This window comes from Micromonospora zhanjiangensis (assembly GCF_042650605.1).
GTDB lineage: Bacteria > Actinomycetota > Actinomycetes > Mycobacteriales > Micromonosporaceae > Micromonospora_J > Micromonospora_J zhanjiangensis.
This window is the reverse complement of record NZ_JBHSBN010000004.1, coordinates 124,755-148,224: the sequence shown is the minus strand read 5'-3', so window position 1 is coordinate 148,224 and position 23,470 is coordinate 124,755. Positions and strand designations below refer to the sequence as shown.

Sequence of the window (23,470 nt, the reverse complement as noted above, 5' to 3'; positions counted from 1 at the left end):
TCCCGGTCGGCTCATGCCACCCACGGTATGCCCGGCGGCCGGGCGCCGGGAGGGCCCGCCGCCCGGCGGGTCCGAGTGGCGCAGACCACGCTTCCGGCCGGCATCGCGCGCGCCAAACCCCCCGAGGACCCACAAACTGCGCCCGATTTGTCGCATAGCCGGCTCGACGCGACATTTATCCATCAGCCGTTCGGCTAGCTTTTGGCAAACCAATCGGGTTAAGGTTTGCCCTGAACGACCGACCAAACACATACGCACTTCCATCTTCGAACTTTGTCCTTCATCCGCGGACGAGGTGCAGGGAGGACCACCATGACCGCGTCAACGACTGAGCAGGCCACCACCGCCACGGCCACCCGGCCGGCGGACGTCGAGCTCGATCCGCGCCGACTCAACGACAGCGCCACCGACCTCCTGCAGGCGATGGCGGCGCTGCCCGCGCAGCACCCGTCGCGGGCGGCGCTGCGGGAGAAGGCGATCGAGGCCTGGCTCCCGCTGGCCCAGCACCTGGCCCACCGCTACAGCGGCCGGGGCGAGCCGTCCGACGACCTGGTGCAGACCGCCGCGATCGGCCTGATCAAGGCCGTCGACAAGTTCGACCCGGCCCGCGGCGTCGACTTCGCCGGGTACGCGATCCCGACCATCATCGGCGAGCTCAAGCGGCACTTCCGGGACCGCACCTGGGACATCCGGGTGCCCCGCCGGCTGCAGGAGCTGCGGCTGGCCATCTCCGAGGCCAACAGCTCGCTGCTGCAGAGCCTCGGCCGGTCGCCGACGGTCGCCGACATCGCCGCCCACCTGAAGCTCACCGAGGAAGAGGTCCTGGAGGGCCTGGAGGGTGCCCGCGCCTACAACGCGGTGTCGCTGTCCACCCCGACCGGCGACGGCGAGCGGGCCACCGAACTGGGTGACATGCTCGGCAGCGAGGACGGCGAGTTCGAACTCGCCGAGCTGCGGGTCGCCCTCGGCCCGGCGCTCGCCACGCTCGACGAGCGCGAGCAGAAGATCCTCACCCTCCGCTTCTACGGCAACCTCACCCAGTCGCAGATCGCGGAGCAGATCGGCGTCTCCCAGATGCACGTGTCCCGGCTGCTGGCCCGGGCGCTGACCAAGCTGCGTGGGCAGCTCGGCGAGACGTACTGACCGACCCGGCCGACGGCGCCCCGCGTGCCGTCGGCCGCTCGACGGACGACGGCCGGACCCACCCCAGACGGGTCCGGCCGTCGTGTCGTGCTCTGCCACACTTGCCGGGTGCACCCCGAGATCGACGTCGACCTCCCGGTTCGCCATGTGCTGCCGGCGGTCACCGCGGCGTTGCGCCGACGTGGTGCCGCCGTCCTGGTGGCGCCGCCGGGGACCGGTAAGACCAGCCTGGCCCCGCTGGCCGTCGCCGAGTGGGTCACCGGCCGGGTCGTCGTCGCACAGCCCCGCCGGGTGGCCGCCCGGGCCGCAGCCCACCGGATGGCCGCCCTACTCGGCGAGCGAACCGGCGAACGGATCGGCTACGCGGTACGCGGCGACCGGCGCACCGGGCCGCGGACCCGGGTCGAGGTGGTCACCACCGGCCTGCTGGTGCAGCGGTTGCAGCGCGATCCCGAGCTGGCCGGCGTCGGCGCCGTGCTGCTCGACGAGTGCCACGAGCGGCATCTCGACTCGGACCTGGCGCTCGCCTTCACGGTCGAGGCCCGCGCCGCCCTACGGCCCGACCTGCGGCTGCTCGCGATGTCGGCGACCGTCGAGGCCGACCGCTTCGCGGCGCTGCTCGGCGACGAGGAGGGCCCCGCACCGGTGGTCGCCGCCGAGTCGGCGCTGCACCCGGTCGGCGTGTCCTGGGCACCGCCGGCCCGGCCGGTGCCGCCGCCGAACGGCCCACGGGTGGATCCCCGGCTGCTCGACCACGTCGCCGACACCGTCCGACGGGCGGTGTCCGAACGGGACGGCGACCTGTTGGTCTTCCTTCCCGGCGCCGGTGAGATCGCCGCCGTCGCCGGGCGGCTCGCGGACCTGCGTGCCCGGATCGACCTGCTGCCGCTGCACGGCCGGCAACCGGGCCGCGAGCAGGACGCCGCCCTGCGTCCCGGACCCCGGCGCCGGGTGGTGCTGGCCACCGCGGTCGCCGAGAGCAGCCTCACCGTCCCCGGCGTACGGGTGGTGGTGGACGCCGGCCTGAGCCGGGTGCCCCGCCTCGACCTGGCCCGTGGACTGGGCAGTCTGGCCACCGTGCCGGTGTCCCGGGCGGCGGCCGCCCAACGGGCCGGGCGGGCCGGCCGGGAGGCGCCCGGTTGGGTGTACCGGTGCTGGGCCGAGGCCACCCACGAGCGGTTGCCGGCGTACCCGGAACCGGAGATCGCCGGGGCGGACCTGACCTCGTTCGCGCTCCAGTTGGCCTGCTGGGGCAGCGCGGACGGTGCCGGGCTCGCGTTGCCCGAACCGCCGCCGGACGCCGCCCTGCGGGTCGCCCGGACCACCCTGACCGCCCTCGGCGCGCTGGACCCGGCCGGCCGGGTGACCGGCCGGGGCCGGGCGATCGCCCGGATCGGTACGCATCCCCGGCTGGCCCGGGCGCTGCTCGACGGCCTCGCCCCGTTGGGCGTCGACCGGGCCGCCGAGGTGGTGGCCCTGTTGGCCGAGGAGTCCATCGGCCGGGACGACGACCTGGTCGCCGGCTGGCGGCGGTTGCGCGCGGGCGTCGACCCGGCCGCCACCGCCCGCTGGCGCACCGAGGTCCGCCGGTTGCGCGACGCGGTCGACCGGCGACCCGCGCCCGACCGCGCCGGCACACCGGCCGGGACGGACCCGGCCCCCGGCCACCCGCCCGGCCCGGCCACCGACCGCCCGGCCCTGGACGGCCCGGCCACCGACCACCCCACCCCCGACGGTACGGAGCCGGGCGCTCCGGTCCCGGACGATCTGGCCGCCGGTCTGCTGGTCGGGCTGGCCTACCCGGAACGGCTGGCCCGGCTGCGGCAGCCCGGGGCCGGGTCCTACCTGATGGCCGGGGGCACCGCGGCCGACCTGTCGTCCGGTTCGCCGCTGTTCGACTCCCCCTGGCTGGCCGTGGCCGGGGCGGACCGGCCACCCGGCCGCGGCGCGGCCCGGATCCGGTTGGCCGCGGTCGTCGACGAGGCGACCGCCCGCGCCGCCGGCGGACCGTTGCTGCGGTGGGAGCGGGAGATCGACTGGGCCGACGGTGACGTGCTGGCCCGCGACGTCGAGCGGCTCGGCGCGATCGTGCTGACCGTCCGACCGATCGCCCGGCCGGATCCGGAGCGGGTCGTCGCGGCCCTGCTCGACGGACTGCGCACCGAGGGACTCGGCCTGCTCGACTGGACGCCCGGGGCGGAGGCGCTCCGCCGCCGACTGGCGTTCTGCCGGCGGGCGTTGGGCGAGCCGTGGCCGGACGTCGCCGACGAGGCGCTGCTGGCCGACGCGACCCGGTGGCTCGGTCCCGAACTGGCGACCGCCCGGCGCCGGGCCGACCTGCGCCGGGTCGACGTGACGGCGGCGCTGCGGCGGCTGCTGCCGTGGCCCGAGGCGGGCCGGCTGGACGAGCTGGCACCGGAGCGGCTGCCGGTGCCCAGCGGCTCCCGGGTCCGGCTGGACTACACCGACCCGACGGCACCGGTGCTGCCGGTGAAGCTGCAGGAGACCTTCGGCTGGACGGCCACGCCACGGATCGCCGACGGCCGGGTCACCGTCCTGCTGCACCTGCTCTCCCCCGCCGGTCGGCCGGTGGCGGTGACCGCCGACCTCGCGTCGTTCTGGCGGACCGGCTACGGCCAGGTACGCGCCGAACTGCGCGGCCGCTATCCCCGGCACCCGTGGCCGGAGGACCCGACCACCGCCCCACCCACCCGCCAGGTACGCCCCCGCCGAAGTTAGTCAGTCGTCGACCACGTCGGCCACCACGACGGTGACGTTGTCCGGGCCACCGGCGCGCAGCGCGAGGTCGATCAGCCGACGTGCGCACGCGTCGAGGTCCGGGTTGCCGGTCAGCACCTCGGCGAGGGTGTCGGCACGGACCACGTTGGACAGTCCGTCGCTGCACAGCAGCCACCGGTCCCCGGCGCGGGGCACCACCGTGTTGAAGGCGGTGTTCACCGTGTCGCCCTGCAGCGCCTGGGTGACCACCGCCCGGCGCGGATGGCTGCTGGCCTGCTCGGGGGTGATCACACCCTGGTCGACCAGCAACTGCACGAACGTGTCGTCCCGGGTGATCTGGGTGAGGGCGCCGTCGCGCAGCAGGTAGGCCCGGGAGTCGCCGATGTGGGCCAGGGCGGCGCAGGTGCCGGTGCCGGAAAAGAGCAGAGCGGTCAGGGTGGTGCCCATCCCCTGCCGGCTGCCGTCCTCCTCGACCGCCTCCCGGATCCGGGTGCTGGCCACCTCGATCGCCCCCTGCAGGGCCACCACCAGCGCGTCGTCCGGGGTCGGCACGTCGAGCCCGGCGATCGCCTCGATGGTGATGGCGCTGGCGAGGTCCCCCGCGGCCATGCCGCCCATGCCGTCGGCCACCGCGATCAGCCAGGGGCCGGCGTGCACCGAGTCCTGGTTCCCGCTCCGGACCAGGCCACGGTCGCTCACCGCCGCGGAACGCAGCTTCAGAGTCATGGCACGCAGCCTGCCATCACCGGACCAGGTTGTCTCTACTAGATCACCCCGGATGGGAAAGCTGAAGTGATCTTCCGACAGGTCTGTCCCCGATCACGTGGGCGACCGGGGTTCCCACCCGGAGAACACCGTACGGCAACCGGGCCGGGCACGCAGCGCCCGGCGGCCGGTCAGCCGATCTCCTCGTCGGTGAAACACCAGCGCCACGACTCACCGGGCTGGATCGACCGGATCACCGGGTGCCCGGTCTCGCGGAAGTGGGCGGTGGCGTGCTGTCGGGGCGACGAGTCGCAGCACCCGACGTAGCCGCAGGTCAGGCACGACCGCAGGTGCACCCAGTCGGTGGCGCCGACGGCCACGCAGTCGGGGCATTCCCCGGTGGTCGACGGTTCGGCCGTCCCGGCCTCGGTCAGGTGAACGCAGCTCATTCCTCACTCCGGCGTCGTAGCAGCGACTCTTCGAGATCAAGATCACGGTAGGCGCGGACCAGCGCCTCCTCGGGAATCCGCCCCTGGTCCCGGGCGGCCCGGAACACCTCCCGTTCGGCGTCGATCATTTCCTGCCGCACCCGACCGTACGCCTGCGAAGGGGTCTCCTGCCGGTCGCCGCCGAGTCGTTCCCAGGCCGAGTTGGTCCGGTCCTCGACCAGCCGGCGCAGCCGCTTGACCACCGACTCCGGCGCGTCGGCGGCGAGTTCCTCCAGCCGCTCCCGGGCGGCCCGGCCGGCCCGCTGCTGCACCTCGGCCTCGGCCAGCGCGTCCTGGACCGCGTCGTCACCGGGCAGCCGCAACCGGCGGGCCGTCGTGGGCAGGGTCGCGCCCTGCAGCACCAGGGTCGCCACGATGACCGCGAACGCGAGCCAGACGAACAACTCGCGAGGGTACGTCGTCCCGCCGGCCAGGGTCAGCGGCAGGGCCAGCGCGGCGGCCAGGGTGACCACGCCCCGCATGCCGGCCCAGGCGATGATGGTCGGGACCCGCGGATCCGGGGCGGGGTCGCGGCGACGCACCCGCGGGACCAGCCGTTCCAGGTAGGTGGCCGGATACATCCAGACGAACCGGGCCAGCACGATGGTGCCGAGCACGGCGGCGGTGGCCAGCACGATCGTCCCGCCCGGAGTGTCCAGCCCGGTGAGCACGTCCCGCAGTTGCAGCCCGACCAGCAGGAACACGAGTCCTTCCAGCAGGAACTTGACCAGCCGCCAGAACGCGCCCATCTGCAACCGGGAGGCGGCCGACATCAGCACCGGCAGCTTGTGGCCGAGGCCGAGGCCGGCGACCACCACGGCGACCACCCCGGAGGCGTGGAACGACTCGGCGAGCAGCACCACGGCGAACGGCGTGATCAACGACAGCGCGTTGTCGATGAGCGGGTCGGTGGTCTTCTTGTGCAGGAAGCCGAAGACCAGCATGCCGAGCAGCCCGACGGCGATCCCCCCGCCGGTGGCCACCAGCACCTCCCGGCCGATGCTGCCGACCCCGGCGGCCGAGCCGATCGCCGCGGCGCTGGTGACCCGCAGCAGCACCAGCGCGGTCGCGTCGTTGACCAGGCTCTCCCCCTCCAGGATGGTGACCACCCGGCGGGGCAGCCCGATCCGGCGGGCCACCGCGGTCGCCGCCACCGCGTCCGGCGGGGCGACGACCGCGCCGAGGGCCAGGCAGATCGCCAGCGGGACGCCGGGCAGCAACGCGTGCACGACGAAGCCCACCGCCACCGCCGTGAACAGCACCAGCCCGACCGCCAGCAGCAGGATCGGCCGCAGGTTGTGCCGGAAGGCCGGCACCGACGTCTCCAGCGCCGCGACGTAGAGCAGCGGCGGGAGGATGCCGACCAGGACCAGGTCCGGCTCCAGGCGTACGTCGAGGAAGCCGGGCACGAACGACAACGCCAGGCCCACCACGACCAGCAGGATGGGCGAGAGCAGGCCGAGGCGCCGGGCGAGCGCGGCGCCCAGCACCGCGACCGCCAGCAGTACAACGACGTCGGTCAACCCGTGCATGGGCCACAGCCTAGAAGCTGGCCCGCGGGTCACGGTCACCCGCGCGGGCCTTCACCCCCGGCCTGAAGGCCGGAGCACTGGCCCGCATTCCGGTAGCCGGACTGACCCTGTCGGGCGCTCCCAGCGGCCGCCGGCCGCGCACCCCGGTCTACTCGGCGTGCGCGCCGGCCCCGGCGGTGGCCGCGCCCTCGCCCACCCAGACGGTCTTGATGTTGCAGAACTCGCGCATCCCCCAGGCCGACAGCTCCCGGCCGTGGCCCGAGTTCTTCACCCCGCCGAACGGCAACTCCGGGTACGACGTGGTCATCCCGTTCACGAACACGCTGCCGGCGTCCAGGTCGGTGGCGAACCGCTCCTGCTCGTCCGGGTCCCGGGTCCAGGCGTTCGAGCCCAGCCCGAAGGCGGTGCCGTTGGCCACCTCGACGGCCTCGGCGTAGGACGACACCCGGTACAGCCCGGCGACCGGGCCGAAGACCTCCTCCGACCACATCCGCATCTGCGGCGTCAGGTCGGCCACCACGGTCGGCGGGTACCACCAGCCGGGCCGGTCCGGGCGTTGCCCGCCGCAGAGCACCCGCGCGCCCCTGTCCACCGCGTCGGCCACCTGCTCCTCGACGTCGGCCCGCCCGTGTTCGCTGGCCAGTGGCCCGACGTCGGTGTCGGCGTCCATCGGATCGCCCACCCGCAACGCCGACATCCGGGCCACGAACGCCTCGGTGAACTCGTCGTAGACGTCCGCGTGCACGATGAACCGCTTGGCGGCGATGCAGGACTGGCCGTTGTTCTGGCAGCGGGCCGTGGTGGCGACCTCCGCGGCCCGGTCCAGGCTCGCCGACGGCATCACCACGAACGGGTCGCTGCCGCCGAGTTCCAGCACCATCTTCTTCAGTTCCCGGCCGGCGATCTGGGCGATGGCCCGGCCGGCGGTCTCGCTGCCGGTCAGCGTGGCGGCCCGTACCCGCCGGTCGGTCAACACCCGTTCGACCTGCTCGGACCCGATCAGCAAGGTCTCGAACGAGCCGGTGGGAAAGCCCGCGCGGTGGAACAGGTCGGCCAGGTACAGCGCGGTCTGCGGCACGTTCGAGGCGTGCTTGAGCAGCCCGACGTTGCCGGCCATCAGGGCGGGTGCGGCGAACCGCATGACCTGCCAGAGCGGGAAGTTCCACGGCATCACCGCCAGCACCGGCCCGAGCGGCTGGTACCGGGTGAATGCCCGGACGGCGTTCACAGCGCCCGCGTCGGCCGGCTCGTCGGCGAGGAAGTCGGCGGCGTTGTCGGCGTAGAAGCGGGCCGCGGCGGCGCACTTCGTCACCTCGGCCTTCGCGGCCGCGTGGGTCTTGCCCATCTCGGTGGTCATGGTCCGGGCGATGTCGTCCCGGTCGGCCTCCAGCAGGTCCGCGGCGGCCTTCATCCAACCGGCGCGCTCGGTGACGGAGACCGCCCGCAGCGCCCGGTGCCCGTCCGCGGCCCGGCCGATGGCGGCGTCGATCTGCTCGTCCGAGTGCGGGTCGAAGGTCTTCTCGGTCTGTCCGGTGGCGGGGTTGACGGTGGCGATCGACATGCTTCTCCAGCTCCTGTCACTCGAAGAGTGAGTGCCGGCTACCCGGGGGCTCCTCCCGGCGGCGGGCGGCCCGGCGGCGCTGCACGACCACCAGGTCGACGGCGGCCACCACGGCGAGCAGGAACAGGATCCCGGCCGGCACCGGGTGGTGCGCCCGGGCCGCCAGGACGCCGAGGACCAACGAGACCACCAGCCCGAACGTCGCCAGCACCAGCCGCAGGTTCAACGCGCTGTACGGATGCCCGACCGTCCCTTTCGCCCCGCGAGGTTGCGGTTTAGCTGCCATCCGGTCGAACTACCCGGCCTGCGCCGCCGCTAACCTGACCGGCCGGATCAGCCCATGATCGGCCCGTCGGGATCATCGACGGGTCGCGGCCCGGCTGTGCCCGGCCTACGACGGACCGGCCTACGACGGACCGGCCTGCGCGGCTGCGTCTGCCCGGTGACGGATCGGCGGCGCGGCCGTTCCGGGTCCGCCGCCAACAGCGTAGAGTTACCGCGCCATCGCGTTCCGCCCAGCCCGGAGAGTCGCATGCCTCGCCGTTGGATCACCGCCACGGTCGCCGTACTCGCTCTGGTCGGGCTCGCCTGCGAGGGGTCCGGCGGCGCCGGCCGGCCGGGACGGACGCCGACCCCGACCCGGCCCGCGCAGGCGATGACCGTCGCCGCCCTCGGCGACTCGATCACCACCGGCTTCGGTTCCTGCCTCGCCCTGGCCTCCTGCGCCCGCAACTCGTGGTCCACCGGGGACGGTCCGCGGGTGAACAGCCTCTACCGGCGGCTGAGAGCCGCCCGGCCGAACGCCTCCATCAGTACCCGCAACGAGGCGAGCCCCGGCGCCCGGGCGGCGGCGCTGCCCGACCAGGCCGCGGCGGCGGTACGGGCCGGGGCCGACTACGTCACCGTCCTGATCGGCGCGAACGACGCCTGCCGGGGCGGGATCGACGCGATGACCGAGGTGGCCGCGTTCCGGGCCGACGTCGACCGGGCGTTGGCGGTGCTGAAACAGGGCCGACCCACCGCCCGGCTGCTGATGGTGAGCGTGCCGGACCTCAACCGGTTGTGGGAGGCGGGTCACGGCAACGCGGTGACCGCCCGGGTCTGGTCGCGCGGCGTCTGTCCGGCCCTGCTGGCCAACCCCACCTCCACCGCCGAGGCGGACGTCCGTCGGCGGGCCAGGTTCGCCGACCGGGTCGACGCGTACAACGACCAGATCGCGGCGGCCTGCCGGGCGTACGGGTCGCGGTGCCGGTCCGACGGCGGGGCCGTGCACCGTACGGCGGTCGGCCTGGACCTGGTGAACAGCCTGGACTTCTTCCACCCCAACGTGGCCGGGCAGAACCGGCTGGCCGAGGTGGCCTGGTCGGCGTCCGGACTGTCCGGATGAGCGCCGGGATACGGCGGGGTACGGCGGGTCAGTCGGTGCGGCGTTGGCCCGGCACGGCGGTCAACGCCGGCCGGCGGTAGTGGTCCCGGGCCCGCCGGGCCAGATCGGTGGTGGCCGACGAGTTCGCCCAGGCGCCCAGGATCACCGCGGCACCCGGCACCACCTTGGCGAAGATCCGCTTTGCGGCCCGGATCCCGGCCATCTGCGCCAGTTTCACGCTGAGCCGCAGCAGCGCCTGCCGCAGTGGCGTGTTGGGGCGGGCCAGCAGCGCGGCGGCCCGTTCCCGCCCCTGGGCCACTCCCAGCGCCAACCGGGCGCTCTCCGCCACCTTGTGCACCTTCTGCAACACCAACAGGTCGGTGGCCCGGTCCGGGTGGGTCGGGTCGACGCCGTAGGCGGCGGCGATGTGCAGCACCAGGCGGGCCTGGGTCCAGGCCAGGACGCCGACGTCGACCACCGCCCCGGCCAGGCCGGCCGCGCCGGACACCGCACCGGAGAGCCGGGCCAGGTTGACGAACTTCCGGACCGCCAGGTCGGCCAGTTCCTCGGGGCCGAGGTCGGGTTGCCCGGTACGGACCCGGTCGGCCCACGCCGCCGCCTCCGGGCCGAGCCGGTGTACCGCCTCCAGGGCCAGGTGCTCCGGCGCGTACTGCGGGTCCTGTTTCATCCGCTCCCACAGGCCCGGCGGCGGCGCCGCGGCGGCCACCTCGTCGGCGGTCGCCACCTCACCGGCGGAGGTCGCGTCGCCGGCCGTCGCCCGCTCCGCGGGGGCCGCCGCAGCGGCCCCGGCCGGGTCGCCGATGGGGGCCGAGCCGGCGGCGTCCGGAACCCGTTCGTTCGCGGCCATCGGCGCGCCGACCGGAGGCCGTTCGTCTGCGGCGCTCACCGGCGACGGAGCTCCCGCCTCGTCGGCGGACGCGGTCGGTGCGGGGACCGCCGGGTCCGCCGGGCGGGGAACGGCGGCGGTGGGCTCATCGACCGGCGAGATGGGTTCGGTCACGAGGCGGGCTCCGGGGGTCGTCGGGACGCCAGTGCGGTGCGGTGCCGTGCTCAGCGGCGCCGCCCGGACAGCCGGGTCGCCAGCTCGCGGAGCTTACGTTGGGTGGTCGGCTTGGCCAACTCGCGCCGGCCCCGGTCGACCAGTTGTTGTCCGCGGGGGGACCGCAGAAAGGAGCTGATCCGTTGGGTGATGGTCGACATGTCGATCCTCTCGTCGGCTGTCGGATTGCTACCCGTATCAGCGGTCCGCCACACCAGAGCCGTCCCACCTGCCCGGGAATCCATGATGCCCGGCCGGGTCAATCCCGGCCGGACGGAATGGACGAAGATGGTGGCAGCGTTCCCCTGACGGAGGGGCGCCCTCGGCAGGGAGCCGCTCCGTCGCCAGTTTGAGGAGGTTTCGACCGGTGCTCGACCCGAACGAGCTCTATGACGTCATCGACTCCCCGCCCGACCTCGGTCAACCCGTGCTGATCCAGGCGCTGACCGGCTTCGTCGACGCGGGCAACGCCACCCGACTGGCCCGCGAGCACCTGCGTACCTCGCTGGAGAGCCGGCTGATCGCCAGCTTCGACGCCGACCAGCTGATCGACTACCGGTCCCGGCGGCCCACGATGGTGTTCGTGGAAGACCACTGGGCGGAGTACGCCGAGCCCCGGCTGGAGCTGCACCAGCTCACCGACGACTCGGGAACGCCCTTCCTGATGCTCAGCGGCCCGGAACCGGACGTGCAGTGGGAACGGTTCACCGCCGCTGTGATCAACCTCATCGACCGGCTCGAGGTGCGGCTGACCGTCGGGCTGAACTCGATCCCGATGGCGGTGCCGCACACCCGGCCGACCGGGGTGACCGCACACGCCACCCGGTCCGAGCTGATCACCGGCTACGAGCCGTGGCTGCAACGGGTCGAGGTGCCGGGCAGCGCCGGACACCTGCTGGAGTACCGGCTCGGCGAGCGCGGCCGGGACGCCATGGGCTTCGCCGTCCACGTACCGCACTACGTGGCGCAGGCCGAGTACCCGGCCGCCGCCGAACTGCTGCTGTCGTCGGTGTCCCGGGCCACCGGTCTGCTGCTGCCGTCGGACGAGCTGCGGTCCGCGGCCGAGCGGGTACGCACCGACATCGACCGGCAGGTCGAGCAGACCGACGAGGCCGGTGCGCTGGTGCACGCCCTGGAGGAGCAGTACGACGCGTTCACCCGCGGTCGCGGTGACAACAGTCTGCTGGCCCGGCCGGCCGGTCCGCTGCCCACCGCGGACGAGCTGGGCGCCGAGTTGGAGCGGTTCCTGGCCGAGCAGAGCCGCCCCGGGGAGCAGCCCGGCGCGTAACGCGGGCCGGCGCGGACGCCATCGGCCCGGCGGCCGGTTCCCGGGCAGGTCGCGGCCGCACGGCCGTCAGGCCCGGGCAGGTCCCGACCCGGCTTCCCGACGCGGCCGGCTGGGCGGCGCGGCCGGCTGGGCGGCGCCGGCCCGGATGCGGCAGGCTGGACGGATGCGTCTGGCTACCTGGAACGTCAACTCGGTGAAGGCCCGACTCCCCCGGCTGCTGCCCTGGCTCGCCGAGACCGGACCCGACGTACTCTGCCTGCAGGAGACGAAGTGCCCGGACGGCGCGTTCCCGGTCACCGAGGTCGGTGCGTTGGGCTACCAGGTGGCCAGCCACAGCGACGGCCGGTGGAACGGGGTGGCCATCCTGTCCCGGGTGGGGCTCGACGACGTACGCGTCGGGTTCACCGACGAACCCGGCTTCCCGGAGCCGGAGGCCAGGTCCATCTCCGCCACCTGCGCCGGGACCCGGGTGTGGTCGATCTACGTGCCGAACGGCCGGACCACCGACTCGCCGCACTACCGCTACAAGCTCGACTGGCTGGCGGCGCTGCGCACGGCGCTCGGTGACGAGCTGCGGGCCGGCGCGCCGCTGGTGGTCTGCGGCGACTTCAACGTGGCCCCGACCGACGCCGACGTCTGGGACCCCGCCCTGTTCGTCGGCTCGACGCACGTCACGCCCGCCGAACGGGACGCGTTGGCGCGGTTGCGGGCGCTGGGGCTGCGGGACGTGGTGCCCACCCCGATGAAGGGTCCGCACCCGTTCACCTACTGGGACTACCGGGCCGGCATGTTCCACCAGAACAAGGGCATGCGGATCGACCTGGTGTACGCCACCGAGGACTTCGCCGACCGCGTCACCGCCGCGTACGTCGACCGCGAGGCCCGCAAGGGCAAGAGCCCCTCCGACCACGCCCCCATCGTGGTCGATATTTCAGAATGAGCCGGGAGGGCTTCGTCAGGCCGTGAACAGTTGTCGTCGCGGGAACGACAACAGATGTTCCCAACCTGCCACCAGCACCGGGTAGCGCGGGCCGGTGGGGCGGGGCAGGATCGACCGGTGATCGTCAGAGCGGCGTGGGACCGGGACAGTTGCTGACCGACGCGATCCACCGATTCGTCCGAGGGCCGGGCGGCATCGAGGTGGTCACCTTCTGCGCCGACCATCCCGGCGCCGCCGCCAGCGGCGCGCGCGTCTTCTATGAACGCCTCGGCTTCACCCCCGGCGAGGCGACGGACCCCGGGCCGGAAGGCGGTTCCCGGCAGATCTATCGCCTGGCCGTCGGCTGAGTGCGCGGTCCACCGCGGGTTTGTGCGCATCCAGTGCGGTCCCAGCAGCACCGGATGCGCACAAACTCGCGGCCAGCGGCCAGCGGCCAGCGGCCAGCGGCCAGCGGCCAGCGGCCAGCGGCCAGCGGTCGGCGGTCGGCGGTCGGCGGGCGGCGCGACGGTTCGGGCGGGCGGTGCATAGGGTGGAGGGCATGGCAGTCGTGAAGATCAACGCGATCGAGGTCCCAGCCGGCGCCGGCACCGAACTGGAACGGCGGTTCGCCGCCCGGATGGGCGCGGTGGACGGCACGCCGGGGTTTCTCGGCTTCGAGTTGCTGCGGCCCGTCGCCGGGGAGACGCGGTACTTCGTCTACACGAAGTGGGAGACCGAGGAGGCGTACCGGGCGTGGGCCGCCGGACCGGCCCGCGCGGCACACGGCCAGGGCGGCGAAGCGCACGGCGGTGGTGAGCGGCCGAAGCCGGTGTCCACCGGCGCGACCCTGCTGGAGTTCGAGGTCGTCCCGCTGGCCGAACTCGGCTAAACCAGCCCCATCGCAGTCACGGCGGCCGTCTTGCCGTCCGCGCCCCCGGCTTGCCGATCCGCAACCCGGAGGTCTGTACGAAGACGGACCGACGTTGGACCGCCTCTCCGTCACCGTCAAGTTCGTAACCGTCGAGCCACACCCACCCGTCATAGGTGATCCAGTCGCGGCGAACCCTGATGAGTCGAAGCCAAAACGGGTTGACGAACTGCACGCTCGCGGACCGGTCGAGGTAGATCAGGTCCCCGGGAGCCGGGAACCGCATCAGCCGTGCCACCTCTGGTTGTGCCACGGGTCGTACAGTCCACGGAAGTCCTCCGTCTTCTCGACGGCCCATCGTGGCCTGCTCATGAGGCGGACATTCGGGCAAGACTGGTAGTAGGGCCATCCGCAGGAGCACGACGGCCCACGCCAGAACCGGAACAGGCTCCTCCGCGGTCGGTGACCCAGACCGTACCTACCTCGCTTCGGCACGTTCCCTCCCCTCGTTGAGTTCGACACCAAGCAACTTACGTCTTACTTTGACTTAAGTCATGCCTTGACATATGTTAGATCTTGTGCTTATTGCGTACCTAGACTCAAGTCCGTGCCCTACGAACAAGCCGAGTACCGGCGGATCGCCAACGAGATCGAAGGCAAGATCCGGTCCGGCGAGATGAAGCCCGGCGAGAAGCTGCCCTCCACCTCAGAACTCGCCGACCAGTACCACGTGTCGTTGGCGACCGTTAATCGCGCCTTCGGCCTGCTGCACGACCGGCGCCTGGTGATCGGCCGGCAGGGCAAGGGCATCTACGTGGCGGAAACCAGCTAGGACGTACAAGGGGCCTTGCCGCCATCAGATCGTCAGGGTTTGCGGGAGCTGACCAGGGAGGCGAAGGCGATCACGTTGTCGGCGTAGCCGATGCTGCCGCCGCGCCACTGCCCGCCGCAGGTGATCAGGCGTAGCACCGGCCGGCTGTAGTCGCCGTACACCCGCTCGATCGGCAGCTTGCCCTTGTCGAACTGTTCGACCGAGTTGACCTCGAAGATGGCCGTGGACCGGTCCTCCCGGGTGATCTCGATCCGGGCCCCGGGGCGCAACTTGACCAGGTCGTGGAAGACCGACGGGCCGGTCTTCGTGTCGGCGTGCCCGACGATGATCGCCGGACCGAACTGGCCCGGGGTGGGACCGCGGTCGTACCAGCCGGCCTGGTTGTGCTTCGCCAGCTCGGGTACGGCGATCGAGCCGTCGTCGGCCAGGCCCACCTTCATCACCGGCGCCTGTACGCCGATGGACTTGACCGCCAGCCGGATCGGGATGCTCGGCTTCAGCACCGGGAACGACCGGGGTGGCTCCTTGTCGCCGCCGCTCAGCCAGGTCCACGGGGCGGCCGACTGGCCGAGTCCCGCGCCGGTGGCGAAGATCCCGAACAGCAGCAGGACCACGGCGAGCGGTCCGATCCAGCGTGGCCGCCGGTCCGACCGGCGGTCCGTCCACCGGCCCGGCAGGCCCGCACGCCGGTGCGGGCGGGTCGGCAGGCCCGCCGACCGGTGGCCCCGGCCCGGCACCGGCGGAGCGACGGCACCCACCCGGAACGGCCCGGTCGGCGGCTGGTCTCCTGCCCGGGTGGCGCCGGTGCGAGGTCGGCGTCCCGCCTGCGCGGGGGACGAGGTCTGCGCGGAGGTCATCGGTCACTCAGCGCCCGTACCCGCGGCGCGGCGCGCGGACCGCGACCGGCTGGGGTCGCCGGCGCAGGGCGACCAGCGCGAGCAGCAGGCCCGCGACGGTCGCGGCGATCCCGCCGGTGACCAGCCAGCCACCCGGCGGGCCCTGGCCGGCGGTGCCGCCGAAGCCGGTCGCCGGGCCGCGGGTGGGCCGGCCGGCGGCGACCACGACCAGGTTGGTCGCGGCGCTCTTGCCGTCCGGGCAGCTCAACTTCACCCGGTACGTGCCGGGCTTGGTGTCCTCGGGGACCAGGGCGGCCGCGGTCAGCACCCCGTCCTGGGGCTGCGCGGTGACCCGGCCGAAGGCGGTGGACTCGACCGTGGCCGGTTTCGAGTTGTCGACACAACTGGCCCGGATGCCGGCCAGGAAGCCGGCCTGGACGGTGCTCGGGTTCACCTGCACGAAGACGTCGGACGCGCGGGCCGGAACGGGACCGAGCAGCGCCCCGCCGAGGCCGACGACCGCGGCGAGTCCCAGACCGGCGACCCCCCGGGTGGTACGAGATTGCGTCGACACGGTGCCTCCCCCCTCCTGGCGCGAGCGGCGGGGTCACCGGACGCGCCGGCAGTGCCTTACCCGGATCATCTCATCCTGAGACGCAGAGCACACCCGGTTGAATCCGGTGCTCACGTAGGCTCGTCCCGCTGTGACCTCCTTCGACCGGAACCGCACCGCGCCGAGCCGCGCGAAGCCGACCGACGCCGCGCCCCCCGACGCCGCGCCGGGTCGCGCGAAGCCGACCGACCTCGCGCCAAGCGGTACGCCGCTCCGGCATCCGGCGGGAATCCGGACATTCCACCCGCGCCGCGGCCGACTCAGCGGTCGGCACCTGGACGCGTTGGACCGGCTCTGGCCCCGGTACGGCATCACCGTCCCCGACGAACCGGCAACCGTCCCCGACGAACCGGACACCGTCCCCGGCGCGTCGGCTCCCGTACCGGTCGATCCGGCCGGCCTGTTCGACCGCCCGGCGCCCGTGGTGTTGGAGATCGGTTCGGGCATGGGCGACGCGACCGCGGCGATGGCCGCCGCGGACCCGACCCGAAACTATCTCGCGGTCGAGGTGCACACGCCCGGAATCGCCAATCTGCTGGCCCTGGTCGAGCGGCGGGGCCTGGAGAATGTCCGGATCGCCCAGGGGGACGCGCTCACCCTGGTCCGCGGCCTGTTGCCGGCCGCGAGCCTGGCCGCGGTGCACGCCTACTTCCCGGACCCGTGGCCCAAGGCCCGCCACCACAAGCGGCGCCTGATCCAGCCGTCGCACGTGGCGTTGCTGCGCTCCCGGCTCGTCCCGAGCGGCACCCTGCACTGCGCCACCGACTGGGCCGAGTACGCCGAGGCGATGCGGACGACGCTGACGGCCGATCCGGAGCTGGTCAACGCGTACCCCGGGTTCGCCCCACGGCCGGGGCACCGACCGGTCACCAAGTTCGAGCGACGCGCGCTGACCGCCGGTCGGACCGTCTTCGACCTGATCTTCCACCGCCGCTGAGCGGACCCGCCGCGCCGCCGAGCGACCGCCGCTGACCGGGCCTGCACCGGCGCTGACCGGGCCCGTCGGCCGACGGGCCGGGTCGCCCGTGTGGCCGGATCCGGGCACCCGGGTGGCGGGCCGGTACGTGATCAGGGCAGGATTGACCGGCCATGACCCTCACCGACCAGCTGCCCGGCAGCGCCGACCCCGATTCCCTCTTCGACGCGTTCGCCGGCTGGGCCCAGGATCGCGGACTCACCCTCTACCCGCACCAGGAAGAGGCGCTGATCGAGATCGTCTCGGGCGCCAACGTCATCCTGAGCACCCCGACCGGCTCGGGCAAGAGCCTGGTCGCCACCGGTGCCCACTTCGCCGCCCTGGCCGACAACCGGGTCTCGTTCTACACCGCGCCGATCAAGGCACTGGTGTCGGAGAAGTTCTTCGCCCTGTGCGAGATCTTCGGACCGAAGAACGTCGGCATGCTGACCGGCGACGCGAGCGTGAACGAGGACGCGCCGATCATCTGCTGCACCGCGGAGATCCTGGCCAACATCGCGTTGCGGGAGGGTTCCCGGGCCGACGTCGGCCTGGTGGTCATGGACGAGTTCCACTTCTACGCCGAGCCGGACCGCGGCTGGGCCTGGCAGATCCCGCTGATCGAGCTGCCCCAGGCGCAGTTCGTGCTGATGTCGGCCACGCTGGGCGACGTCACCCGGTTCGAGGGCGACCTCTCCCGACGTACCGGCCGGTCCACCGCCGTCGTCCGCTCGGCGCAGCGGCCGGTCCCGCTGATGTTCACGTACGCCATGACGCCGCTGCACGAGACGCTCGAGGAGCTGCTGAGCACCAAGCAGGCGCCGATCTACGTCGTGCACTTCACCCAGGCCGCGGCGCTGGAACGGGCCCAGGCGCTGATGAGCGTGAACGTCTGCAGCCGGGCCGAGAAGGACATGATCGCCCAGGCGATCGGCAACTTCCGGTTCACCGCGGGCTTCGGAAAGACGCTGTCCCGACTGGTCCGGCACGGCATCGGCGTGCACCACGCCGGCATGCTGCCCAAGTACCGGCGACTGGTGGAGACCCTGGCCCAGGCCGGCCTGCTCAAGGTCATCTGCGGTACGGACACCCTCGGCGTCGGCATCAACGTGCCGATCCGCACCGTCCTGTTCACCGGCCTGTCCAAGTACGACGGGGTGCGGACCCGGCTGCTCAAGGCGCGCGAGTTCCACCAGATCGCCGGCCGGGCCGGCCGGGCCGGCTTCGACACCCTCGGCACGGTGGTGGTGCAGGCGCCGGAGCACGTGATCGAGAACGAGAAGGCGCTCGCCAAGGCCGGCGACGACCCGAAGAAGCGGCGCAAGGTGGTGCGCAAGAAGCCGCCCGAGGGGTCGATCGGCTGGGGCCGGCCCACCTTCGACCGGCTGATCGAGGCCGAGCCGGAGCCGCTGACCTCCAGCTTCCAGGTCAGCCACTCGATGCTGCTCAACGTGATCGGCCGGCCGGGCGACGCGTTCGCGGCGATGCGGCACCTGCTCACCGACAACCACGAGGACCGCGCCGCGCAACGGAAACACATCCGCCGGGCGATCGCGATCTACCGGGCGCTGCTGGCCGGCGGGGTGGTCGAGCAACTGCCCGAGCCGGACGAGACCGGCCGGCGGGTCCGGCTCACCGTCGACCTGCAACTGGACTTCGCCCTGAACCAGCCGCTGTCCCCGCTGGCGCTGGCGGCCATCGAACTGCTGGACAAGGAGTCGCCCAGCTACCCGCTGGACGTCCTGTCGGTGATCGAGTCCATCCTGGACAACCCCCGGCAGGTGCTCTCCGCCCAGCAGTTCAAGGCCCGCGGTGAGGCGGTCGCCGCGATGAAGGCCGACGGCATCGAGTACGAGCAGCGCCTCGAACTGCTCGACGAGGTGACCCACCCGAAGCCCCTCGCGGAGCTGCTGGACGCCGCGTACGAGATGTACCGGCGCGGCCATCCCTGGGTGGCCGACCACGAACTGTCGCCGAAGTCCGTGGTCCGGGACATGTACGAGCGGGCCATGACGTTCACCGAGTACGTCGCCTTCTACGGCCTGTCCCGGTCCGAGGGCCTGGTCCTGCGCTATCTGGCCGACGCGTACAAGACGCTGCGGCAGACCGTGCCGGAGGACGCCCGGACCGAGGAACTGACCGACCTGATCGAGTGGCTGGGCGAGTTGGTCCGGCAGGTCGACTCCAGCCTCATCGACGAGTGGGAGCGGCTGCGCAACCCGTCCGACGTGGCGGAGGCGACCGCCGCCCTGGCCGAGAAGCCGCCGGCGGTCACCGGCAACCCGCGGGCGTTCCGGGTGCTGGTGCGCAACGCGCTGTTCCGTCGGGTGGAGTTGGCGGCGCTGCGCCGCTACGACCTGCTCGGCGAGTTGGACGCCGAGTCGGGCTGGGACGCCGACGCGTGGGCCGACGCGCTGGAGCCGTACTTCGCGGCGTACGGCTCGCTCGGGGTCGGTCCGGACGCCCGCGGTCCGGCGCTGCTGATGATCGAGCAGGGCCGCGAGCGGTGGACGGTCCGGCAGATCTTCGACGACCCGGACGGCGACCACGACTGGGGCATCAGCGCGGAGGTCGACCTGGCCGCGTCGGACGAGGTCGGTGCGGCCGTGGTCCGGATCACCGACGTCGGCCAGCTCTGAGCACCCCCGGCTCCGGTGGGTGGCCGGGCCGGTCAGCCTGGCTGGTGTCGGAGCGGTCATGACCGGTGCGTCGCCGTCGGAAGGGCTGATGACGGACGGCCGATCCGGCCGGGGTCCGGTGACGAAAACGTGCATGACGCACCCTCCACGTGATGTCTGTGACTGACGTCAGCCACAGACATCACCGGGCGCGACGTTCTCTTCGACGACCAGCACCTACTGCTCGGCACGTTCCTGACCGGCCTCGAAGAAGCACCCCCGGGGGCCTCCCCCCTGGAGATCGTCGCCCACTCGTTGCGCTCGGCCGCCGGCTTCTTCCCCGACGAGAAAAGACCTTTCGCCCGCACCCGGCAGGCCGTGATCGACAAGAATCCTGCCCTGCAGGAGCGGGAACGCCACAAGCTCGCCGGCATCGGCACGGAGATCGCCGAGGCCATGTGCGCCCGCGGCGTCGACCCACTGCACGCCAGGCTGGCCGCACAGACCGCCGCGACGGTGTTCGGCATCGCGTTCGCGCAGTGGATCCGCGACGACGAGACCCGCTCGCTGGCCGTCGTCACCGACGAGGTCCTGACAGCCCTGCGCGACCTCGTCACCGGGTCCTAGCCGCCGACCACCTCGGTGTCGACACTCCGACCGGCCCACCGGCCGGCCTCACACGGTCGACGTCGGCCGCCCTCGACCGCACCGGCCGACCGTCCTCGATACCGGACCGAACGGGCCGCGAAATGACTGGGCGTAGCGGCGCCAGTCGATTAGAATGTATGTACTAAACCGGCTTCTGACCAGGGAGGAAAGCCGTGACCGCGCCCGCTCCCGCCGCCCCTCTGCTCCCCTATGCCACCCTGCTCGGTTTCACCCGCTACGTCGACCGCACCGGCCCGGAGAAGGCCACCTTCGTGGGCGGGCTGCGCAAGCAACGCGCCAGCCGCTCCGGCTTCAACCCGCACGGACAACTCGTCAAGGCACTCAAGGCCGACATCGCCTTCCGCACCGGTGGGCGCCACCTCGGCGAGATCGCCCGCACGGTCAAGCCGCGCTGGCGCCCGCTGTACGAGGCGTTGGTGCCCGGGGCGGTCGCCTACCTGCACTCGCTCGGCGACCTTTCCGAGGTGGAACTGGTCCCGACGCACGACGCGCTGGGCATGGTCGGCGACCTGCCGGTCAAGATCAATCCGCACTTCGGGCTGCGCTTCGCCGATGGCCACGGCGAGGCGGTCCGGCTGCACTTCGACGAGGCACCGCCCAGCGACGAGGCGGTGTTGGCCACCCTGCACCTGATGGACCGGCAGATGGACCGGATTCTGCCCGGCGCACGGCCGGTGCTGGTCGACGTCCGACGGGGGATCACCCACCGGCCACGGTCGAACGCCAAGGCCAGCCAGGTCGAGCGGTGGCTCGCCGGCGAGGCCGCGGCCTTCACCGCCACCTGGTCCGCCGTGGCCTGACCCACCCGGGGAGCCGCCGGGCCACGCCACACACCGGGACCAGGCGGTCCCGCCGGCCCCCACCCGGTCCGAGATCCGCGCGGACACCCCGGATTTGGTCGGTGGCACGTCTCGGGACGACCACCGACCGAATCCGGGTCCGCGCGGATCTCGCCCTGTCCGGCCCCTGCCGCCTCCCGGCACCGGCCGTCAGACCACCGCCCCGGGGACGCAGCCGCCGTCGTGCTCGTTCTGCCGCCCGCAGCGACGACCGTCGGCCAACAACCGGTCGCAGAACACCCGGTGCCGTACGCCCTGGTTGTCCTCCTCGGACACGGTCGTCTCGCCACCGTCCACCTCGGGCAGCGCGAGCAGCGCCACGGCCAGTCGTCGGGCCAGGTGCTTGGCCCCGGCCAGGTCCGTCACCACCACCGGCAGGTGTACGACGAATCGGGGCACCTCGCCGTCCCGGCGGGCGAACGGGCCCCGGCCCGGAGTCGGCGCGCCGGAAAGTGCTCCCAGCTCACCACGCAGGACCATCACGATCCCTCCGCCGAATAGCGGATGGAATTTCCATGGCATTGACGCAAGGCTTTCCTCCCTGGTCCAGGAAATGGGAACGGACGAGCGCGACCTTTGGTCCGGTCCGGGCGCATTGTCCTCCTTTCCGGCGTGACCGAACCGCCGTACACCACAAAACATGACGCCAGGTATACAGTCGGTCGCACGCAATCCATCCACTGTGGTAAGTAGAGTAGGTGGCAAGGGGAACATGCGCTTCCGCCGATCGGCAGCATACGGCGTGAAACGTAATCACTCACGTGACAACCCGATGTCACCGACCGAGCCGGCGCGACGCCGGCGGTGGCCCGCAGTTCGGTTGCACAGAGCAAATTGCAGGCTGCACCACTCCCGTATTGTTCGGGGAAGGACCGTCCCGTGCCACACAAGCCGTTCACCCGCACCCTTCGCGCACAATGGCTCGGCCAGCAACTCCGACAGATCCGCGAGCAACGCGGCATGACCCTGAAAATGGTCGGCGAGTTTCTGCAGCGTGACCACACCGCCCTGAGCCGCTACGAGCGGGCCGAGTGGCCGATCCGACGCAGCGAGGTGGTGGCGCTGCTCGACCTGTACGGATTCCACCAGGCCACCGAGCGGTCCCGGCTGCTGACCCTGGCCGAGGAGGTCTGGCGGGTGGACCGCTGGGACGAGGACTACGGCGACGTGATCGACTCGTCGTTCATTGATTTTCCCTGGCTGGAGTCCCGGGCCGAGCGCATCTGTTCGTACCACGCCATGGTGGTGCCCGGCCTGTTCCAACTGCCGGAGTACGCCGAGTTGGTGATCCGGGCGGCGGAGGGCCCGGAGGTGTCCGAGGATTCGGTGAGCCGTTGGGTGGAGTTGCGCCTGGCCCGGCAACGGGTGCTGGCCGAGCCCGGTTCGGCCGCCATCGAGGCGGTGATCGACGAGGCCGCCCTGCGCCGCCGGATCGGCAGTCCCGGCCTGCTGCGCGACCAACTCGACCACATCGGCCAACTCTGTCGCCGACGCCACGTCGAAGTGCGCGTACTGCCGACCACGGTCCGCCTGCACGCCGGCCTCAACGGCTCGTTCTGGCTGTTCGTGATGCCGCCCGGCTATCCGGCCGTGGGATATCTCGAAGGACTTGCCGGCCAACTGTACGTGGAATCACCGAAGTCGGATAGATTTATTGATGCCTATCATTCGGTAAGAGACGCCGCCCTGGATCCCGACGAGTCGGCAAAGCTGATCGCTACCATCGCGGAGGAACTGTCATGAGCGAGCCCATGCCGGACGTGACCTGGCACATCAGCACCCGCTGCGCCGACACCGGCGGCAGTTGCGTCGAAGCCGGCCCGCTGGCCGACGGAACCGGACGGGTGGCCGTTCGGCACAGCAGGACCCCCGACGCGGCCACCATCGTCTACACCCGGGCCGAATGGGACGCCTTCGTCGGCGGCGTCAAGGACGGCGAGTTCGACTTCCACGACTCCTGACGGACCGGGTGTCCGTTCCGGTCGGTCAGCCGGTGACCGGCTCCGGCGGCGGCAACTCGGCGAGCGGCACCACCCGCGGTTCGGCGGCCGGACCGACGATCACCCGGATCGCCGGCTGGTGTTCGGCCAGGATCTGCCGGCAGCGGGCACACGGCGTCATGATCTCCCGCCGGCCGGCGTCCATCGCGACGATGGTCTCCAACTCGGTGACCCCCTGGGTGGCCGCCGTCCCGAGCAGCACCACCTCGGCACAGACACCGCCGGTGACGTGTTCGACACCCACCGCGGTGAAGAGCCGACCGTCCGCGGTGCGGGCCGCGGCCGCGTCCGGGTGCCGGCCGGGCCGGCACCGCAGCCGTACGACGGCCGTCGCGGCCTGCACCAACGCCCGATCGGTGTCCCGCATCACGTACGCCTCCCGCCCGCTCGTCGAGCGGTCAACTGTAGGCGGCGACCAGAATTGCCCTCCGCGCGGACT

At 72.5% G+C, this 23,470-nt stretch carries 26 protein-coding genes; 14 read left to right on the top strand and 12 right to left on the bottom strand.

Annotation, left to right across the window (positions count from 1 at the left end; all coding sequences use genetic code 11):
* Positions 1 to 312 precede the first annotated feature (312 nt).
* Both ACFOX0_RS08395 and ACFOX0_RS08390 read left to right on the top strand, forming a co-directional pair.
* The gene (locus ACFOX0_RS08395) at positions 313 to 1,143 is read left to right on the top strand and encodes a SigB/SigF/SigG family RNA polymerase sigma factor (protein WP_377543293.1); all 831 of its coding nucleotides are present in this window, start codon (positions 313 to 315) and stop codon (positions 1,141 to 1,143) included.
* A 108-nt stretch (positions 1,144 to 1,251) separates the two neighbouring features.
* A complete protein-coding gene (locus ACFOX0_RS08390; protein ID WP_377543292.1) occupies positions 1,252 to 3,882 on the top strand; it encodes an ATP-dependent RNA helicase in 2,631 nt (876 codons plus the stop codon).
* On the opposite strand, the gene ACFOX0_RS08385 is transcribed toward ACFOX0_RS08390, so the two are convergent.
* The 5 genes from ACFOX0_RS08385 to ACFOX0_RS08365 form a co-directional block, all read right to left on the bottom strand.
* Positions 3,883 to 4,608, bottom strand: a complete 726-nt coding sequence (locus tag ACFOX0_RS08385) for a PP2C family protein-serine/threonine phosphatase (protein WP_377543291.1) — start codon at positions 4,606 to 4,608, stop codon at positions 3,883 to 3,885. It abuts the gene before it with no gap.
* A 170-nt stretch (positions 4,609 to 4,778) separates the two neighbouring features.
* Positions 4,779 to 5,036: a UBP-type zinc finger domain-containing protein gene (locus ACFOX0_RS08380; protein ID WP_377543290.1), complete on the bottom strand. Its 258-nt coding sequence runs from the start codon at positions 5,034 to 5,036 to the stop codon at positions 4,779 to 4,781.
* Positions 5,033 to 6,607 carry a Na+/H+ antiporter gene (locus ACFOX0_RS08375; RefSeq protein WP_377543288.1) on the bottom strand — a complete coding sequence of 525 codons (1,575 nt, stop codon included), beginning with the start codon at positions 6,605 to 6,607 and terminating at the stop codon, positions 5,033 to 5,035. Before ACFOX0_RS08375 ends, ACFOX0_RS08380 begins: the two co-directional genes overlap by 4 nt.
* A gap of 148 nt (positions 6,608 to 6,755) precedes the next feature.
* Positions 6,756 to 8,168, bottom strand: a complete 1,413-nt coding sequence (locus tag ACFOX0_RS08370) for an NADP-dependent succinic semialdehyde dehydrogenase (RefSeq protein WP_377543287.1) — start codon at positions 8,166 to 8,168, stop codon at positions 6,756 to 6,758.
* A gap of 16 nt (positions 8,169 to 8,184) precedes the next feature.
* A complete protein-coding gene (locus tag ACFOX0_RS08365) occupies positions 8,185 to 8,454 on the bottom strand; it encodes a DUF6343 family protein (protein ID WP_377543285.1) in 270 nt (89 codons plus the stop codon).
* Between the two features lie 246 nt (positions 8,455 to 8,700).
* On the opposite strand from ACFOX0_RS08365, the gene ACFOX0_RS08360 reads away from it, so the two are divergent.
* Positions 8,701 to 9,555 (top strand): GDSL-type esterase/lipase family protein, encoded by an 855-nt coding sequence (locus tag ACFOX0_RS08360; RefSeq protein ID WP_377543284.1) that lies wholly within the window; start codon positions 8,701 to 8,703, stop codon positions 9,553 to 9,555.
* Positions 9,556 to 9,583: 28 nt separating this feature from the next.
* On the opposite strand, the gene ACFOX0_RS08355 is transcribed toward ACFOX0_RS08360, so the two are convergent.
* Complete coding sequence (locus ACFOX0_RS08355; RefSeq protein ID WP_377543561.1) at positions 9,584 to 10,222, bottom strand: EcsC family protein; 639 nt, start codon at positions 10,220 to 10,222, stop codon at positions 9,584 to 9,586.
* Between the two features lie 383 nt (positions 10,223 to 10,605).
* On the bottom strand, positions 10,606 to 10,755 hold the full coding sequence (locus tag ACFOX0_RS08350) for a hypothetical protein (protein ID WP_377543283.1): 150 nt from the start codon (positions 10,753 to 10,755) through the stop codon (positions 10,606 to 10,608).
* A 206-nt stretch (positions 10,756 to 10,961) separates the two neighbouring features.
* Here ACFOX0_RS08350 and ACFOX0_RS08345 point away from each other — a divergent pair, with 206 nt between their 5' ends.
* From ACFOX0_RS08345 to ACFOX0_RS08330, 4 genes are all read left to right on the top strand, one after another.
* On the top strand, positions 10,962 to 11,882 hold the full coding sequence (locus ACFOX0_RS08345; RefSeq protein WP_377543282.1) for a proteasome assembly chaperone family protein: 921 nt from the start codon (positions 10,962 to 10,964) through the stop codon (positions 11,880 to 11,882).
* Positions 11,883 to 12,045: 163 nt separating this feature from the next.
* Entirely contained in the window at positions 12,046 to 12,822 is a 777-nt protein-coding gene (locus ACFOX0_RS08340; RefSeq protein WP_377543281.1) for an exodeoxyribonuclease III, read from the top strand.
* Positions 12,823 to 12,971: 149 nt separating this feature from the next.
* Positions 12,972 to 13,169, top strand: coding sequence for a hypothetical protein (locus ACFOX0_RS08335; RefSeq protein WP_377543280.1), 198 nt, complete (start codon positions 12,972 to 12,974; stop codon positions 13,167 to 13,169).
* Between the two features lie 191 nt (positions 13,170 to 13,360).
* On the top strand, positions 13,361 to 13,690 hold the full coding sequence (locus tag ACFOX0_RS08330; protein WP_377543278.1) for an antibiotic biosynthesis monooxygenase family protein: 330 nt from the start codon (positions 13,361 to 13,363) through the stop codon (positions 13,688 to 13,690).
* A 16-nt stretch (positions 13,691 to 13,706) separates the two neighbouring features.
* On the opposite strand, the gene ACFOX0_RS08325 is transcribed toward ACFOX0_RS08330, so the two are convergent.
* Positions 13,707 to 13,955, bottom strand: coding sequence for a hypothetical protein (locus tag ACFOX0_RS08325; RefSeq protein ID WP_377543559.1), 249 nt, complete (start codon positions 13,953 to 13,955; stop codon positions 13,707 to 13,709).
* Between the two features lie 321 nt (positions 13,956 to 14,276).
* Between ACFOX0_RS08325 and ACFOX0_RS08320 the strand changes: the two genes are divergently transcribed.
* Positions 14,277 to 14,501 (top strand): GntR family transcriptional regulator, encoded by a 225-nt coding sequence (locus ACFOX0_RS08320; protein WP_377543277.1) that lies wholly within the window; start codon positions 14,277 to 14,279, stop codon positions 14,499 to 14,501.
* A 32-nt stretch (positions 14,502 to 14,533) separates the two neighbouring features.
* Here the strand turns inward: ACFOX0_RS08320 and ACFOX0_RS08315 are convergent, their stop codons facing one another.
* Together ACFOX0_RS08315 and ACFOX0_RS08310 are read right to left on the bottom strand one after the other, a co-directional pair.
* Positions 14,534 to 15,358: a class F sortase gene (locus tag ACFOX0_RS08315; RefSeq protein WP_377543275.1), complete on the bottom strand. Its 825-nt coding sequence runs from the start codon at positions 15,356 to 15,358 to the stop codon at positions 14,534 to 14,536.
* Between the two features lie 7 nt (positions 15,359 to 15,365).
* Positions 15,366 to 15,911, bottom strand: coding sequence for a hypothetical protein (locus ACFOX0_RS08310; RefSeq protein ID WP_377543273.1), 546 nt, complete (start codon positions 15,909 to 15,911; stop codon positions 15,366 to 15,368).
* Positions 15,912 to 16,179: 268 nt separating this feature from the next.
* On the opposite strand from ACFOX0_RS08310, the gene trmB reads away from it, so the two are divergent.
* The 4 genes from trmB (at position 16,180) to ACFOX0_RS08290 (ending at position 20,992) form a co-directional block, all read left to right on the top strand.
* The gene (gene trmB / locus ACFOX0_RS08305; protein WP_377543557.1) at positions 16,180 to 16,887 is read left to right on the top strand and encodes a tRNA (guanosine(46)-N7)-methyltransferase TrmB; all 708 of its coding nucleotides are present in this window, start codon (positions 16,180 to 16,182) and stop codon (positions 16,885 to 16,887) included.
* 152 nt (positions 16,888 to 17,039) lie between these two features.
* Positions 17,040 to 19,544 carry a DEAD/DEAH box helicase gene (locus ACFOX0_RS08300; RefSeq protein ID WP_377543272.1) on the top strand — a complete coding sequence of 835 codons (2,505 nt, stop codon included), beginning with the start codon at positions 17,040 to 17,042 and terminating at the stop codon, positions 19,542 to 19,544.
* A gap of 162 nt (positions 19,545 to 19,706) precedes the next feature.
* The gene (locus ACFOX0_RS08295; RefSeq protein WP_377543555.1) at positions 19,707 to 20,150 is read left to right on the top strand and encodes an acyl-CoA-like ligand-binding transcription factor; all 444 of its coding nucleotides are present in this window, start codon (positions 19,707 to 19,709) and stop codon (positions 20,148 to 20,150) included.
* Positions 20,151 to 20,344: 194 nt separating this feature from the next.
* Complete coding sequence (locus ACFOX0_RS08290; RefSeq protein ID WP_377543270.1) at positions 20,345 to 20,992, top strand: hypothetical protein; 648 nt, start codon at positions 20,345 to 20,347, stop codon at positions 20,990 to 20,992.
* Positions 20,993 to 21,181: 189 nt separating this feature from the next.
* Here the strand turns inward: ACFOX0_RS08290 and ACFOX0_RS08285 are convergent, their stop codons facing one another.
* Complete coding sequence (locus ACFOX0_RS08285; RefSeq protein WP_377543553.1) at positions 21,182 to 21,430, bottom strand: hypothetical protein; 249 nt, start codon at positions 21,428 to 21,430, stop codon at positions 21,182 to 21,184.
* A gap of 480 nt (positions 21,431 to 21,910) precedes the next feature.
* Here ACFOX0_RS08285 and ACFOX0_RS08280 point away from each other — a divergent pair, with 480 nt between their 5' ends.
* Together ACFOX0_RS08280 and ACFOX0_RS08275 are read left to right on the top strand one after the other, a co-directional pair.
* Positions 21,911 to 22,774 carry a helix-turn-helix domain-containing protein gene (locus tag ACFOX0_RS08280; protein WP_377543269.1) on the top strand — a complete coding sequence of 288 codons (864 nt, stop codon included), beginning with the start codon at positions 21,911 to 21,913 and terminating at the stop codon, positions 22,772 to 22,774.
* The gene (locus ACFOX0_RS08275) at positions 22,771 to 22,992 is read left to right on the top strand and encodes a DUF397 domain-containing protein (protein WP_377543267.1); all 222 of its coding nucleotides are present in this window, start codon (positions 22,771 to 22,773) and stop codon (positions 22,990 to 22,992) included. Before ACFOX0_RS08280 ends, ACFOX0_RS08275 begins: the two co-directional genes overlap by 4 nt.
* Positions 22,993 to 23,017: 25 nt before the next feature.
* On the opposite strand, the gene ACFOX0_RS08270 is transcribed toward ACFOX0_RS08275, so the two are convergent.
* Entirely contained in the window at positions 23,018 to 23,398 is a 381-nt protein-coding gene (locus ACFOX0_RS08270; protein WP_377543266.1) for a cytidine deaminase, read from the bottom strand.
* Positions 23,399 to 23,470 lie beyond the last annotated feature (72 nt).

Bases quoted from the DNA above. Each gene is read 5' to 3' on its own strand.
- ACFOX0_RS08385 (WP_377543291.1), bottom strand. From the start codon at position 4,608: ATGACTCTGAAGCTGCGTTCCGCGGCGGTGAGCGACCGTGGCCTGGTC.
- ACFOX0_RS08325 (WP_377543559.1), bottom strand. From the start codon at position 13,955: ATGCGGTTCCCGGCTCCCGGGGACCTGATCTACCTCGACCGGTCCGCG.
- ACFOX0_RS08355 (WP_377543561.1), bottom strand. From the start codon at position 10,222: ATGAAACAGGACCCGCAGTACGCGCCGGAGCACCTGGCCCTGGAGGCG.
- ACFOX0_RS08315 (WP_377543275.1), bottom strand. From the start codon at position 15,358: ATGACCTCCGCGCAGACCTCGTCCCCCGCGCAGGCGGGACGCCGACCT.
- ACFOX0_RS08380 (WP_377543290.1), bottom strand. From the start codon at position 5,036: ATGAGCTGCGTTCACCTGACCGAGGCCGGGACGGCCGAACCGTCGACC.
- ACFOX0_RS08360 (WP_377543284.1), top strand. From the start codon at position 8,701: ATGCCTCGCCGTTGGATCACCGCCACGGTCGCCGTACTCGCTCTGGTC.
- ACFOX0_RS08275 (WP_377543267.1), top strand. From the start codon at position 22,771: ATGAGCGAGCCCATGCCGGACGTGACCTGGCACATCAGCACCCGCTGC.
- ACFOX0_RS08365 (WP_377543285.1), bottom strand. From the start codon at position 8,454: ATGGCAGCTAAACCGCAACCTCGCGGGGCGAAAGGGACGGTCGGGCAT.
- ACFOX0_RS08270 (WP_377543266.1), bottom strand. From the start codon at position 23,398: ATGCGGGACACCGATCGGGCGTTGGTGCAGGCCGCGACGGCCGTCGTA.
- ACFOX0_RS08370 (WP_377543287.1), bottom strand. From the start codon at position 8,168: ATGTCGATCGCCACCGTCAACCCCGCCACCGGACAGACCGAGAAGACC.
- ACFOX0_RS08395 (WP_377543293.1), top strand. From the start codon at position 313: ATGACCGCGTCAACGACTGAGCAGGCCACCACCGCCACGGCCACCCGG.
- ACFOX0_RS08340 (WP_377543281.1), top strand. From the start codon at position 12,046: ATGCGTCTGGCTACCTGGAACGTCAACTCGGTGAAGGCCCGACTCCCC.
- ACFOX0_RS08300 (WP_377543272.1), top strand. From the start codon at position 17,040: ATGACCCTCACCGACCAGCTGCCCGGCAGCGCCGACCCCGATTCCCTC.
- ACFOX0_RS08375 (WP_377543288.1), bottom strand. From the start codon at position 6,607: ATGCACGGGTTGACCGACGTCGTTGTACTGCTGGCGGTCGCGGTGCTG.
- ACFOX0_RS08330 (WP_377543278.1), top strand. From the start codon at position 13,361: ATGGCAGTCGTGAAGATCAACGCGATCGAGGTCCCAGCCGGCGCCGGC.
- ACFOX0_RS08350 (WP_377543283.1), bottom strand. From the start codon at position 10,755: ATGTCGACCATCACCCAACGGATCAGCTCCTTTCTGCGGTCCCCCCGC.